Raw genomic sequence first — 12,167 nt, 5'->3', positions numbered from 1 at the left:
GGGGACAGGCCCTTAGGAAACTATATGAAGCGGGGTGGACCATTTAGCTGCGTCCATGCCGTGTTTTAGTGTGAGATCGGTGTGAACCAGTTCTAGCGATCATGTCGAGACCTGCTGGCTATCGAGTTTCTGTTCCTCGATATGCATTGGTCAACTCGGTTTCCGACCTCAAGGCCGATTTATCTGTATCTTGTCGGGAAAGCAGCGAAGTGGTGGCATGGGTTTCCTTGCGTTGCGCAAATCCCGCTGCCGAATGGAGCCGGGAAATCACGGTTCCAGATGGCGCTCAACCCCGGGTTGCCCAAGAACCGAGTGCTGATACGCGCGGGATTCATGAAGTAATGTTCTACAGCTAAGCCGTGCGTGTGCTACTAATGGGAGCAGTGACACGGGGTGCCGCAGGGCGGCTGAGAGAACACCCGTTGAACCTGATCCAGTTAGTACTGGCGAAGGGAATGTCCTGGATTCTGCGTATGTGTGCACCCGAAGTGCTTGAACCGTCCGCGTCTTTGGTCAAAAATCCATTCGCCAACAGACGCCGTCAAGGAGTTCAAACAAGATGAGCACGGACACCCAATCACCAGCAACCCCCATTGCCCTTCCACTTGAAGAGCAGGTCATTCTTGTCACCGGCGGAGCTCGAGGGCTCGGTGCCGCCATCAGCAAGGCCTTCCTTGCAGCTGGCGCGAAAGTCGTCATCAATTACAACTCTTCGGAACAAGCAGCCAATGATCTCGTCGCGCTCTACCCGAATGATGCAGTAGCCATTCAGGCTGATGTTCGCAACGAATCTGCGCTCAAGTCGATGGTGGCTGAAGCCGAAGATCATTTTGGACAGCCGGTGACAACTCTGGTGAACAATGCCTTGGTGGATTTCTCCTTTAATGGCGACGCCCGCTCCACCGCCGAAGCGATTTCCGCCGCAGAGCTCAGTGCCCAGTTCGCCGGATCGGTGCTGGCTCCCGTAGCTGCCATCCAGGCTGTACTGCCGGGAATGCGGCAAACAGGATTTGGCCGCATCATCAATATCGGCACCAACCTATTCCAGCACCCGGTGGTTCCGTACCACGACTACACCGCCACTAAAGCTGCGCTGCTGTCCCTGACCCGTACCTTCGCTGATGATCTTGGGCCAGAAGGAATCAACGTCAACATGGTTTCTGGAGGGCTCCTGCGCACCACCGACGCCTCGGCTGCGACCCCCGAGGCAGTATTCGACCTGATCGCCTCGGGAACGCCATTGCGTCGAGTCACCACGCCAGCGGAACTGGCCGATACCGTCCTGTTCTTCGCTTCCCCGCTATCTCGTGGGGTTACAGGTCAGAACCTTATCGTGGATGGCGGGCTGGTGAAGGGATGAGCCAGAAGAAACAGGTACATTTGAATCTGTTCCTCTATGGAACCGGGCATCACCAAGCGGCCTGGCGTGCCGAGGACTCGGCGGCCGAAGAGCTTCCCGATACCCAGTACTACATCAAGCTGGCCCAGCTGGCTGAGAAGGGGCTGTTGGACGCGGTGTTCTTCGCCGATGGCCAAGCGGTGTCAGCCTCAGCTGCGCAGGCCGGTCCCACCTGGTTCTTTGAGCCGGTGACGCTGTTGTCGGCGATCAGCCAATGCACCACGAATATCGGACTGGTCTGCACCATCTCGGCCAGCTTCTACTCTCCTTTCCACGCGGCACGCATGCTGGGCAGCTTGCAGCATTTGTCCAACGGGCGCGCCGGGATCAACGTGGTGACGAGCATGTGGGATACCGAAGCGCAGAACCATTCGCTCACCGAGCTGCCTGCGCACGCGCAGCGATATGGCAGAGCCGCAGAATTCATTGACGTCTTGCGCAAGTTGTGGGGATCATATCCGCATCAAGCAGTCCAAATTGACCGTGGCGGAAATTTCACCGATACGCGATTGCTTCAAGAAATCAATCACGAAGGCGAGCACTTCTCGGTGCGAGGTCCCTTGAATATGCCCAACTCAGTTCATGGCGAGCCTGTCATGTTCCAAGCAGGCTCCTCGCCAGCTGGCCGTGAACTGGCAGCAGCACACGCTGAAGCGATCTACTCGGTAGCAGCCGATCACCAGATGGCATCCGAATTCGCCCAAGACCTTTCCGAACGCACCAGAGCTTCGCGATGCTCGGACAACAGGGCGCTGATCATGCCCGGGCTGGTGACCTATGTGGGGCGCACAGCAGAAGAAGCCAAAGCCAAGCAGCGTGCACTGAACGAATTGCTGCCAACGGGGGACGCTCTGCGCCAGCTGGGAGTATTCTTGCAGCAGGACACCAGCCGCTGGCCTTTGGATGGACCCGTACCGGATCTGCCGCCACTGGAAGAATTCACTGGCCCGGCTGGCCGATACACCACGATTCTGCGGCTCATCGAGCTGCACCAGCCCACGGTTCGTGAACTACTCGGCCTGCTGGCTGCTGGCGGGGGCCACTGCACCATGGTGGGAACGCCGGAAATGATTGCAGATGAGATTGAACTCTGGATCGATAGCGGGGCCGCAGATGGCTTCAACCTGATGCCGCCGTCCCTGCCAGGATCTCTGGAGGACTTCATTGAGCTAGTGATTCCGGAATTGCAGCGCCGTGGCAGATTCCGTACCCGCTACGAGTCGGCTACCTTGCGTGGAAATCTTGGTTTGGCTGTTCCGGAGGCTGTGGCCTTGGCGCGCGGCTAGTTGTGTGGTTGCGCTTCGGGAGCCAAGCCGGGGAAATCATTCTCAAAGTAATCCAGGATTTTCTGTGTTGAGAAGAAATCCAGGAGGAATGACTCCTGAAGCGCAAAGACGTTGCCTCCGCGAACGGAAGGCAATTGTGCAAGGGAGGCATCGGAAGAGAACTGCTCGGTGGCCTCTGGATCCGAGGAGAGCAGGAAGGCCGTATCGCCCGGCAAGGACTTGGCCAGTCTTTCGTAGCTGGTGAACGAGAAGTCTTCGCGTTCTTGCATGGAAGTATCAAACTCTGCTGGAGGATCCAGCACGGTGAACCCCAGGGACTCGAACAGCTGTGCATGCGGACCGGTGCTCTGGGCTATGGGGGAGATGTTTCCCTGGTGATAGGAAAGAATCGATGCCGTGGTGCCGGCGGGGATCGACAGGGACTGTTTCAAGCTGGCAACACGTTGGCTGATGATGCTGTTGTTGCGAGCCGCTGCTTCCTCCGTGCCGGTAGCCTTGGCTAGATCCGCGCTGAGCGCGGTCCATTTCTTTTCGGTGTAATCGACGAGGAGAGTTGGGGCGATTTCCCGCAACTGGTCGAGATGCTCCAATTCGGAATCCGCGCCTGAGGCGGAGACCAATATCAAATCAGGCTTGCGATCCCGAATAGCTTCGAGATCAAAATTCCCGATTTCATAGAGTGCATCTACCGAGCGTTTTGAGGCCACTTGGCCCCACTGGTTCAAGAATCCATGCTTGTCTGTTGCCGGGTTCTGTGGTGCGACGGACGTGGCAACGACCGGGGCGTCGAGGGACAATAGAGTTCCGGTCACTGATACGGAGGTTGAGACGATGCGCTCGGGCTTGGACGGAATCTTGATGAGGTCTCCGGTCTCGTCGGTGACGACCCGTGGCCAGCCGTCGGCCTCGACATCGGCGGTACTGGCGTCACGGACTTCGGGCTTCGTCGTGGACGTGCATGCACCCAGCGAAATAACGAGAAGGCAAGCAATGATGGCAGCGGCGGCCTTGGGCAAACTTGAACGCACGAAAGCTTCTCCTAGGCATGACTCGTTGCACGAAGTTGATCCGGAAGCTCAGGTTGAGTCCCGCAATCCATCACCACATTATGCGATGTTATTGTGAACTGCTGACCTGGAGCTCCAGCTGAACCCTCCGTTGATCAGACGTTATTTCGCTGTGCTCGGTACCAGATGCGTGCTGAAGATCATTCCGGGCACACTGAAGCACTCTTCGGGGACGTTGTTCTTGTTGCCAAGAGCGACTGGGTGAACTTCGGGGGAGCTTGGTTCATGGCCGAGCCTCGCCGACCATCGGATTGCGGCCAGATTCGGGTTTTCCACGCAGCCGAACACCACGCGATACCTACCGATGCAACCTGCCTTCACGCAAGGTCCAGTAGGAAGAGATATGCGATGAATGCTTATTCAGATGCCAATACTCGGTGATCCGGCTGATGGCTTTGATAGTGGACCGTTCGGCATGGGCGATGACGCCCACTTGGCCCGCTGGGAGCGGAAGCGATTGGAACGCGGCCGGAAGCGCGTTGCTTTTGCCTGCAGGCATTGATTCCCGAGAAAGCCACTGTAAAACAACGCCTTCTGGATGTTTCACGTCAAACATTGCGTTTTTGTCGGCCGCTTCGATCAGCGCAGTTCCCTGGGCATGCGCGGGCAGGGCTTCTAGGACTTTGGCAATAGCGGGCAGGCCAGCTTCATCGGCTGCTAGGACGTAGTAGTCGGCATTGAGCGATAGCGACGTCTTGCTGCGGGCCGGGGAGATGACCAAGGGATCTCCTGGCTGTGCAGTTCCTGCCCAGTGGCCAACGGTGCCTGGCGCACCATGAACTACAAAATCAATAGCCAGCTCATTGAGGACCGGGTTGACCCAGCGAATGGTGTAGGACTTTGAGCGGGGAACTTGTTCGCGCGGCAGCCGATGGCGCAGGGTGCGCAAATCGTAGGGAGGAACCAGGCCGAGCGAAGGATCCGCGACAAAAACCTTGACGTACTCGTCTAGCGCGGAATTGGAACGGTAGCCGTCAAGGTTTGGTGCACTGGCAATGAGCCGCACCATCTGGTCGTTGAGCCATTCCACCCGCGTGATGGTCAAAACGTGCTGGTCGACTTTGGTGCGCGGAGTATCCAAAAGGCCTAGCGGTGGCGAATATTTGGCCAGGGGTTCTTCGTAGGCGGGGGTTGGAAATTCAGGTGCGATGGCCATCGAAGCGCCCGATTCTGCGGGCCGGTGATGGTGGTTGAAGGAAGTGCGAAGCGTCTTGTCGAGGACTTTGCGTGCTGCAGCCAGCGCTGCCGCCGACCCGGCGCGCTGCGCTGCGGCGAGCAGCTCGTCGGTTTCCTGCTCGTTGAGGAACCGGCTGGAAGCGATGTTGCGGTAAAGCTCTTCTTTGGCCACGGCGTATCCTGCTTTGGCTCCAGCCTTTTCAGCCATGGCTAGAACGTCCAAGGTCAAGCCCTCTTTGGGGGAGACCGAAAACTGCGCTCCGTAGCTGCGGTGCTTATGATGCTTAGACATAATGTGCCCCTTAGCTTCGCTGTCGCGGGAATCAGCTCGTATGCCTGAGTATGAGCGAAACAGGGCGAACAAAACAAGTAGTTTTAAAGCAGTGTTCTGGGTTCGTGGAAGGTGGTCGCCTCTAAGGGGTTTGCCGCTATCTACAAGGATTATTCGATATTCGATTCATTCGACAATAGGCGTTCAGAGTAACTAAAATTAGCCGCATGCCTGATACATTGCCACCGTGCCCCCAATGCTCCAGCGAGTACACCTACGAGCTTGATGCATTGCTGGTCTGCCCGGAATGCGCTCATGAATGGAACGCGAGTGCCGAGGAATCCGAGTCGATTGAAACTGTCATCAAGGACGCAGTAGGCAACGTTCTGCAGGATGGCGATACTGTCAGCATTACCAAGACCATGAAGGTCAAGGGCGCCCAGAGCGCACTGAAAGCTGGAACCAAGGTGCGCAATATTCGATTGACTCCTGGCTCTGGCGACCATGATATCGCTGCCAAAGTTGATGGCTTTGGCCAGATGGAACTGAAGTCTTCTATCGTCAAGAAGATCTAAGGGCCTGGTTTCTTGTAGATGACAGTCCGTTCTCCTTTCGGAGGCGGGCTGCTTCCGTCTTTAAAGGGCGCTTCCTGACCTGGCATCGCCCCTCACGCATTGACCCGCGCTTCTGCGGGATGCCTGGCTCAAGCCATCGTCGTCGGGCGCGGTGGGGAAGGCAACGTGGCGGCCGCCGTTGAGCGTTCTGCGCAAATGCTTGGCGGGATTTGTACCAGCAGTGCCTGTGTCCGAACCAAAGACCTCTGAGTCCTGATGTCGCCCAGCGCGGTGCGAGGAGGCTGATCTTCACCGCTTCGGCCACCTCATGAAGCACTGAGGGTATTGGAATGCACGGATGCGTGCCAAATCTGTCCCATGCACTCAAGCTTGGGCGAGGTGCATTGCGAGCTAGGCCGAAGAAGTGGCCAAGCTGATTAGTTCGAACAGCTGGGCACTGGGCTGGTTGGCCCCAAACGCAGGCTGGCCCGGCTGCAGGCGTACGCCTTCAGCCAAGGTGCCGATGCGGAGCGGATCAAAGCCGAAGGCGTCTACCAGCTGGGCCACCTCTTCGACATCCGCAGCACCATTTCCGGCAATGGCGATGGCCTTGCGTTCGCTGCCTTCCGGCCGGGCTTCTTCCTCAAGGTCGTGGTATCCCATGTGGTTGAAGGCCTTGACCACGCGCGCGCCGGCGATGAAGTCCTGGATCAAATCGCTGGTGGAGATCTCAGGGCCGTTCAGATCCTCTCGGATGCCATCGGTTTCCCACCAATAATTCATCGCATCGACCACCAGCTTGCCTGACAGCTGCTGGACAGGGATAGTCCGGTATTTGCCCAGCGGCAGGGCCAGGATGACCACATCAGCTTCACTGGCAGCGGTGGCCGCATCAACAGCCACCGCGCCCGGGGTCAGGATCTCGATGGTCAAGGCGATCGCGCTGGGGTCCCCGGATCCGGCGATAAGCACCTCGTGGCCCGCCTTGAGAGCCAGCCGTGCCAATGCGGTGCCAATCTTCCCGGCGCCAAGGATGCCAATTTTCTGCAGTGCCATGTTCATTTCCTCGCAGGTGCTTATCGTCCAGCTGGGACCGGTTGCTCGGCGAGCATTTCCCGGACTAGCGGGATGACCTTGTTGCCGTAGAGCTCCACGGCGTGAAGCCGCGCACCGGCTTCTACGGCGCCGCCGGAGTAGATCAAATCGAAGCGGCCGATGTCCAGCGTCTTCACGGTGTTGGCGATCTTGCGGGCCACGGTTTCGGGAGATCCGATGTAGAGCGAGCCCTCGCTGGCTTCGTGCTCAAATTCGGAGCGGCTCATCGGAGGCCAGCCGCGCGTTGCGCCGATCCGGTCGCGCTGTGCCTTGTAGGCGTCAAACATGTATTCACGGGCCAGTTCATCGGTGTCAGCCACGAAGCCGGGGGAGTGCAAGCCCACCGGTGTGCTCTGGTGCCCGAACTGTTCATTGGCCCGGCGGTAAAGGTCCACGTAGGGTGCAAAGCGTTCAGGAGATCCGCCGATGACGGCCAGCATCATGCGGAAACCGTAATGCGCCGCGCGGATCACGGATTGCGGGGAGCCGCCTACGCCGACCCAGGTGCGCAGCCGTCCGGACTCGGTCTTGGGGAAGACATCCATATCCGTGAGCGGTGCACGCTTGGTGCCTTGCCAGGTTACCGGCTTCTCATCGAGCAGCTTGTGGAACAGGTCGATTTTCTCCTCAAAGAGGACTTCGTAGTCGGCCATGTCGTAGCCGAACAGCGGAAAGGATTCGGTGAAGGAGCCGCGCCCCAGCATGACTTCGGCGCGTCCGTTGGACAGCGCGTCCACCGTAGCGAAGCGCTGGAATACGCGTACCGGATCATCGGATGACAAAACGGTTACGCCGGAGCCAAGGCGAATATTTTCCGTTGCGGTGGCGATGCCGGCCAGCACCGTTTCCGGGCTGGAAATAGCGTATTCCGGGCGATGGTGCTCACCGACGGCAATAACATCCACGCCTGCCTGATCGGCAACGATGGCCTCCTGCACCGTGGCGCGGATGGCCTGCGCCTGGGTCAGCAGCTGGCCGGATTGCGCACTGGGCACATCTCCGAAAGTGTCGATGCCGAATTCGATATTCTCGATGGCGTTCATGACCGCTCCCTCCTCAAAAATAAGTTGATGCATCAATCATATCAAATATTATTGACGTGTCAACTAGTTTTAGGCGGCGTACCTCGGCGGTCGACGCTAATATCGCAAAAGACGTTGAACTGCAACAGATTCTTGCTGGATTGGGCTTGCCAAGCAGACCTACGGTAGAAAAACCCGGTGTACGGGAATCACAAGGAGGGAATCATGCGCGCTCAACAATCCCCTGCAGTGCCGATGGCGCTTGCTCTTGGGGTGCTGCTGTCAATCGCCGGCTGCAGTTCAAGCCCTGGCGGCGAAGCGTCAGAAAGCCCTGCATCTCCAACGACAGCCGAAAATTCGGCTCCTGCGCAAAGCACGCAACCGGCGACAGGTTCTGCCGCAGCAAGCATGCCAGCGAGTTCTGCGGCAACTGGAAGCTCAGCTGACCCGATGACAGGTGCCTTGACCCTGTTCTACGTTGCCGTGGGCGATGAGGGAAAATCCGGTCCGAAGATTGGCTGCGGCGATTCGCTGGTCGCAACTGAAACCGGGCCCGTGGAATTCACCAACCAGATCGAAGCCTCAATGATCGCCCTCCTTGACGATGATGAACAGGAACTAGGAGGTTCCGGATTGCGCAATGCGTTGGCCAGTTCCGACCTCGACTATGTTTCATCAACGGTGAAAGGCGATTCGGTGAGCGTTGAGTTGAGCGGATCCGTGAGCTCCGGCGGCATCTGCGACGATCCGCGCATGATCGGGCAACTCGAATACACCGCAATGACCGCCGCTGGTACCGGCCAGGCCCAGATTCTTGTCAACGGCGAAAAGCTCGAGGAAGTGCTCAGCGCCAAATAGTCCTGCTGGAACAAAAAACGGCGGTTCTCCCCAGTGAGGAGAACCGCCGTTCCGGCGTGGGCCAAGGCCTAGCCGAAGTACTTCTTCATGGTGCCTTCGCTAGCCTCGCGAAGCTCGTCCACCGATACGGTGAATTCGCCTTGAACTTCCAGGGAACCGGACTGTGCATCAACAATGCCCAGGCGGGCCACGGTGACACCGCGAGCGCTGGTCATGTCGTTGAAGCGAACCTCTTCGCTGCGTGGAACTGCAACCACGGCACGAGCCTGGGTTTCGGAGAACAGGGCGGTGAAGGAATCAATGCCGTCACGATCCTTGATCTCGTCCAGTGCCACACGAGCGCCGACGCCGAAGCGCAGAACCATCTCGGACAGGGCAGCAGCCAGGCCGCCTTCGGACAGGTCGTGAGCCGAATCGATCATGCCATCGCGGCTGGCATTGATCAGGATCGCGCCCAGTTCCTTTTCCGCTGCCAGGTCAACCTTGGGCGGAAGACCGCCGAGGTGGCCGCGCAGGTTGGCGAACTCGGAGCCATCGAGCTCATCCTTGGTGGAACCGATCAGGTAGATCGCTTGGCCGTCGGCCTCTTCGCGCCAGCCCGAAGGGGTGCGGCGGGCGACGTCGTCGAACTTGCCCAAGGTGGCCACCACTGGGGTCGGGTGGATGGCCTTGTCACCGGTCTGGTTGTACAGCGAGACGTTGCCGCCGGTCACCGGAACTCCGAGCTCCATGCAGGCGTCGGACAGGCCGCGGATGCCCTCGGCCAGCTGCCACATGACATCCGAGTCCTCGGGGGAACCGTAGTTCAGGCAGTCCGAGACAGCCGCTGGGATAGCACCCGAGGTGGCGACGTTGCGGTAGGACTCGGCCAGTGCCAGCTGGGCGCCGGCGTACGGGTCCAGGTAGGTGTAGCGGCCGTTGGCATCGGTAGCAATGGCAACGCCCAGGCCGGTGGACTCGTCGATGCGGACCACGCCGGAATCATCCGGGGAAGCCAGCGCGGTGTTGCCGCCAACGTAGCGGTCGTACTGGTTGGTGATCCAGGACTTGTCGCACATGTTCGGGCTGGCAATCAGCTCCAGAACGGCAGCCTTCAGCTCCTCGCCGGTGGCTGGCAGGTTCTTGCCGGCCTGGGAGGACTTGAAGGTGTCGGCCTGCAGCGCGTCCTGCCACTCGGGACGGGCGTACGGGCGGTCGTAGACCGGGCCGTCGTGGGCGACAGTCTTCGGGTCCACGTCCACGATGACTTCGCCCTTCCAGGTGATGATCAACCGGTCGGTGTCGGTCACCTCGCCCAGCCAGGAGTACTCCACGTTCCACTTGGCCATCACGGCCTCGAACGCCTCAACGTTCTCGGGGGTGACCACAGCCATCATGCGTTCCTGGGACTCCGACATCAGGATTTCGCCCGGGGTCAGGGTGGAGTCGCGCAGCAGCACGTCGGTCAGCTCGACCTGCATGCCGCCTTCGCCGTTGGATGCCAGCTCGGAGGTGGCGCAGGAGATGCCCGCGGCGCCCAGGTCCTGGATGCCCTCGACCAGCGAGGCCTTGAACAGCTCCAGGCAGCACTCGATGAGCACCTTCTCGGCGAACGGGTCGCCGACCTGGACAGCAGGTCGCTTGGATGGCTTGGTGTCATCGAAGGACTCGCTGGCCAGCACCGAGGCGCCGCCGATGCCGTCGCCACCTGTGCGCGCACCGAAGAGCACGACCTTGTTGCCCACGCCCGAGGCGTTGGCCAGGCGCAGGTCCTCGTGGCGCAGCGCGCCGACAGCCAGCGCGTTGACCAGCGGGTTGCCCTGGTAGATCGGGTCGAACACGGTTTCGCCGCCGATGTTCGGCAGGCCCAGCGAGTTGCCGTAGCCGCCGATGCCGGAGACCACGCCGTGCACCACGCGCTGCGAGTCCTCATGGTCGATGGCACCGAAGCGCAGCGGATCCATCACGGCGATCGGGCGGGCACCCATGGAGATGATGTCGCGCACGATGCCGCCGATGCCGGTAGCGGCACCCTGGTATGGCTCGACATAGGAAGGGGAGTTGTGCGACTCGATCTTGAAGGTCACGGCCCAGCCGTCGCCCAGGTCGGTGACACCGGCGTTTTCGCCGATGCCGACCATCAGGTCCTTCTTCATCTCGTCCGTGACCTTCTGGCCGAACTGGCGCAGGTGGTTCTTGGTGGACTTGTACGAGCAGTGCTCGGACCACATCACCGAGTACATGGCCAATTCCGCGGCGGTCGGACGACGGCCCAGGATCTTGACGATCTCGGCAAACTCGTTGTCCTTCAGGCCCAGCTCTGCCCAGGGCAGTTCTACATCCGGGGTGCCAGCGGCGTTTTCAACGGTATCGATGTTGAATTCCTTGGTGACTTCCTGGCTCACTTTTTTCCTCCAACAAGGTGGGTCAGAACACTGGTGAAGAAGGTCAGGCCGTCGGTGCCGCGGGCGTCCGGGCCAAAGCCGACCTCAATGGCGTGCTCCGGGTGCGGCATGAGGCCCACCACGTTGCCAGCCTTGTTGCTGATGCCGGCGATCGAGCGGCGCGAACCGTTCGGGTTCCAGCCCACGTAGGAGAACGCAATGCGGTTTTCCGCTTCGAGCTCGTCCAGCACCTTCTCGTCGGCCACGTACTGGCCGTCCTGGTTCTTGAGCACGATGGTGATTTCCTGGCCAGCCTCAAAACCATTGGTCCATGCGGTCTGGTTGTTCTCCACGCGCAGCAGCTGGTCGCGGCAGATGAACTTCAGGTGGTCGTTCTTGATCATCGAACCGGGCAGCAGGTGCGACTCGGTGAGGATCTGGAAGCCGTTGCAAATGCCCAGTACCGGCAGCTTGGCCTCGGAGTTCGCGGCGTCCGCGATCTTGGCCATCATCGGTGCGAAGCGCGAGATCGCGCCGGCACGCAGGTAGTCGCCGTAGGAGAAGCCGCCGGGGATCACCACGGCGTCAACGTCCTGCAGATCGGTGTCGGCGTGCCACAGGGACACGGCCTCGGCACCAGCGGCGCGCACGGCACGAGCGGCATCACGGTCATCGAGGGTGCCCGGGAAGGTCACCACGCCGATGCGTGCTCCGGAAAGTTCGGTGCTTGGCGTTGAGTAGTCGCCAATCAGGGGGAGTTCGGTGCTCATTAGTCTTCGACTACCTCGACGTTGACGACATCTTCGATCACCGGGTTGGAGAGCAGGGTTTCTGCTGCCTCGCGCGCCTGGGCGAGGATTTCTTCGGTCACCTCGCCGTCCACGGAAAGTTCAAAGCGCTTGCCCTGGCGGACAGCTTCGAAGGAGGTGAAGCCTAGGCGGGGAAGTGCTCCCGCGATGGCCTTGCCCTGAGGGTCAAGGATTTCTGGCTTGAGCATGACATCTACAACGATGCGGGGCATCCGGCATATCTCCTGTTGGCGAGGTTAAGTTAAATGCCACACGGAGATGCCGTCT

At 59.8% G+C, this 12,167-nt stretch carries 11 protein-coding genes and 1 riboswitch; of the genes, 4 read left to right on the top strand and 7 right to left on the bottom strand.

What is annotated here, in order from left to right; genetic code table 11:
- Positions 1 to 379: 379 nt before the first annotated feature.
- A riboswitch (TPP riboswitch) is annotated at positions 380 to 473 on the top strand.
- Between the two features lie 86 nt (positions 474 to 559).
- The gene (locus tag H6F58_RS09180; RefSeq protein WP_060700441.1) at positions 560 to 1,360 is read left to right on the top strand and encodes a 3-oxoacyl-ACP reductase; all 801 of its coding nucleotides are present in this window, start codon (positions 560 to 562) and stop codon (positions 1,358 to 1,360) included.
- Positions 1,357 to 2,685 carry an NtaA/DmoA family FMN-dependent monooxygenase gene (locus H6F58_RS09175; protein WP_195181611.1) on the top strand — a complete coding sequence of 443 codons (1,329 nt, stop codon included), beginning with the start codon at positions 1,357 to 1,359 and terminating at the stop codon, positions 2,683 to 2,685. The genes H6F58_RS09180 and H6F58_RS09175 overlap by 4 nt, the downstream gene beginning before the upstream one ends.
- On the opposite strand, the gene fepB is transcribed toward H6F58_RS09175, so the two are convergent.
- Positions 2,682 to 3,713 carry a Fe2+-enterobactin ABC transporter substrate-binding protein gene (gene fepB / locus H6F58_RS09170; protein ID WP_195181610.1) on the bottom strand — a complete coding sequence of 344 codons (1,032 nt, stop codon included), beginning with the start codon at positions 3,711 to 3,713 and terminating at the stop codon, positions 2,682 to 2,684. The genes H6F58_RS09175 and fepB overlap by 4 nt on opposite strands.
- Before the next feature lie 337 nt (positions 3,714 to 4,050).
- The gene (locus H6F58_RS09165) at positions 4,051 to 5,220 is read right to left on the bottom strand and encodes a siderophore-interacting protein (protein ID WP_060700444.1); all 1,170 of its coding nucleotides are present in this window, start codon (positions 5,218 to 5,220) and stop codon (positions 4,051 to 4,053) included.
- Positions 5,221 to 5,426: 206 nt separating this feature from the next.
- Between H6F58_RS09165 and H6F58_RS09160 the strand changes: the two genes are divergently transcribed.
- Positions 5,427 to 5,774 (top strand): zinc ribbon domain-containing protein YjdM, encoded by a 348-nt coding sequence (locus H6F58_RS09160; RefSeq protein ID WP_060700445.1) that lies wholly within the window; start codon positions 5,427 to 5,429, stop codon positions 5,772 to 5,774.
- Between the two features lie 390 nt (positions 5,775 to 6,164).
- Here the strand turns inward: H6F58_RS09160 and H6F58_RS09155 are convergent, their stop codons facing one another.
- Entirely contained in the window at positions 6,165 to 6,809 is a 645-nt protein-coding gene (locus H6F58_RS09155; protein ID WP_244652503.1) for an NAD(P)-binding domain-containing protein, read from the bottom strand.
- 20 nt (positions 6,810 to 6,829) lie between these two features.
- On the bottom strand, positions 6,830 to 7,891 hold the full coding sequence (locus tag H6F58_RS09150; protein ID WP_206693581.1) for an LLM class flavin-dependent oxidoreductase: 1,062 nt from the start codon (positions 7,889 to 7,891) through the stop codon (positions 6,830 to 6,832).
- Positions 7,892 to 8,095: 204 nt separating this feature from the next.
- Between H6F58_RS09150 and H6F58_RS18190 the strand changes: the two genes are divergently transcribed.
- Positions 8,096 to 8,728 (top strand): GerMN domain-containing protein, encoded by a 633-nt coding sequence (locus tag H6F58_RS18190; RefSeq protein WP_244652502.1) that lies wholly within the window; start codon positions 8,096 to 8,098, stop codon positions 8,726 to 8,728.
- A 68-nt stretch (positions 8,729 to 8,796) separates the two neighbouring features.
- On the opposite strand, the gene purL is transcribed toward H6F58_RS18190, so the two are convergent.
- Genes purL through purS form a run of 3 tightly spaced genes read right to left on the bottom strand, consistent with a single transcriptional unit; the run spans position 8,797 to position 12,112 of the window.
- Positions 8,797 to 11,112 carry a phosphoribosylformylglycinamidine synthase subunit PurL gene (gene purL / locus H6F58_RS09140; RefSeq protein ID WP_195181608.1) on the bottom strand — a complete coding sequence of 772 codons (2,316 nt, stop codon included), beginning with the start codon at positions 11,110 to 11,112 and terminating at the stop codon, positions 8,797 to 8,799.
- A complete protein-coding gene (gene purQ / locus H6F58_RS09135; protein WP_060700452.1) occupies positions 11,109 to 11,861 on the bottom strand; it encodes a phosphoribosylformylglycinamidine synthase subunit PurQ in 753 nt (250 codons plus the stop codon). The genes purL and purQ overlap by 4 nt, the downstream gene beginning before the upstream one ends.
- Positions 11,861 to 12,112, bottom strand: coding sequence for a phosphoribosylformylglycinamidine synthase subunit PurS (gene purS / locus H6F58_RS09130; RefSeq protein ID WP_038991933.1), 252 nt, complete (start codon positions 12,110 to 12,112; stop codon positions 11,861 to 11,863). Before purS ends, purQ begins: the two co-directional genes overlap by 1 nt.
- Positions 12,113 to 12,167: the final 55 nt, after the last annotated feature.

Origin of the sequence: Glutamicibacter sp. FBE19 (genome assembly GCF_015524875.1) — a bacterium.
Taxonomy (GTDB): domain Bacteria; phylum Actinomycetota; class Actinomycetes; order Actinomycetales; family Micrococcaceae; genus Glutamicibacter; species Glutamicibacter halophytocola.
This window is presented reverse-complemented; position numbering and strand designations above follow the sequence as displayed.

Bases quoted from the DNA above. Each gene is read 5' to 3' on its own strand.
- H6F58_RS09180 (WP_060700441.1), top strand. From the start codon at position 560: ATGAGCACGGACACCCAATCACCAGCAACCCCCATTGCCCTTCCACTT.
- H6F58_RS09175 (WP_195181611.1), top strand. From the start codon at position 1,357: ATGAGCCAGAAGAAACAGGTACATTTGAATCTGTTCCTCTATGGAACC.
- H6F58_RS09165 (WP_060700444.1), bottom strand. From the start codon at position 5,220: ATGTCTAAGCATCATAAGCACCGCAGCTACGGAGCGCAGTTTTCGGTC.
- H6F58_RS09160 (WP_060700445.1), top strand. From the start codon at position 5,427: ATGCCTGATACATTGCCACCGTGCCCCCAATGCTCCAGCGAGTACACC.
- H6F58_RS09155 (WP_244652503.1), bottom strand. From the start codon at position 6,809: ATGGCACTGCAGAAAATTGGCATCCTTGGCGCCGGGAAGATTGGCACC.
- H6F58_RS09150 (WP_206693581.1), bottom strand. From the start codon at position 7,891: ATGAACGCCATCGAGAATATCGAATTCGGCATCGACACTTTCGGAGAT.
- H6F58_RS18190 (WP_244652502.1), top strand. From the start codon at position 8,096: ATGCGCGCTCAACAATCCCCTGCAGTGCCGATGGCGCTTGCTCTTGGG.
- purQ (WP_060700452.1), bottom strand. From the start codon at position 11,861: ATGAGCACCGAACTCCCCCTGATTGGCGACTACTCAACGCCAAGCACC.
- purS (WP_038991933.1), bottom strand. From the start codon at position 12,112: ATGCCCCGCATCGTTGTAGATGTCATGCTCAAGCCAGAAATCCTTGAC.